Origin of the sequence: Actinomyces provencensis, assembly GCF_900155435.1 — a bacterium.
GTDB lineage: Bacteria > Actinomycetota > Actinomycetes > Actinomycetales > Actinomycetaceae > Pauljensenia > Pauljensenia provencensis.
Window position 1 is genome coordinate 1 of record NZ_LT700222.1, and the last position, 866, is coordinate 866.

The 866-nt window shown below is 67.1% G+C and carries 1 protein-coding gene; it reads left to right on the forward strand.

Going from position 1 to position 866, the window contains the following annotated elements:
• On the forward strand, nucleotides 1-766 hold a 766-nt coding region (locus tag BQ9890_RS14345; protein ID WP_075893337.1), incomplete at its 5' end, for a tyrosine-type recombinase/integrase.
• Nucleotides 767-866: the final 100 nt, after the last annotated feature.

The window sequence follows — 866 nt, forward strand, 5'->3', positions numbered from 1 at the left end:
CGTCGCGACCCGCAACGCCCGCCGGGCGGCGCTGCGGTCGTTCTTCACCTACGCCAGCTACCGGGCACCTGACGCGATCGCCACGATCAGCCAGGTCCTCGCGATCCCCGCGAAACGCACCAAGACCACGCTCGTGTCGTTCCTCACCGCCCCCGAAGCAGAGGCGCTCATCGCTGCCCCGGACACCCGGACCTGGCTCGGTCGCCGCGACCGGCTCCTGCTGCACCTGGGCATCCAAACCGGACTCCGCGTCAGCGAACTCATCAACCTGCGCGTCGGTGACCTTCAGCTCGGACCACACAGCCAACTCGAATGCGTCGGGAAGGGCCGCAAGCAACGCGTGATCCCGTTGCAGAAGAACACCGTCAGGCTCCTCACGGCCTGGCTCGCCGAGCTCCCACCAGCGCGAGAGGGGCCGCTGTTCCCGACCAACAGCGGGACACCCCTGACCAGGGCTGCCGTTGGGAAGCTCGTTACCCGGCACGCCGCGACCGCGGCCGAGAGGTGTCCTTCGTTGACAGGGAAGAACGTCACGCCGCACACACTGCGGCACACCTGCGCGATGAGCCTCCTGCACGCCGGCATCGACACCGCCAGCATCGCGCTCTGGCTCGGGCACGCGAGCATCCAGACCACGCAGATCTACTTGCATGCCGACCTGGAACTCAAGCAGCGAACCCTCGAACGCGTTCCCGCGCTCGACGAGCGGCCACCAGCCCGATACAAGGCATCCGACGCTCTCATCGCGTTCCTCAAGAACCGGTGACACCGCGATGGTTATGTTGACCGGCTCAACCGTTCACCCCTGCCCCGCCTGGGCGCTCACCGAGCCGGTCAACATAACCCCGAGGTCGACATACCATCGC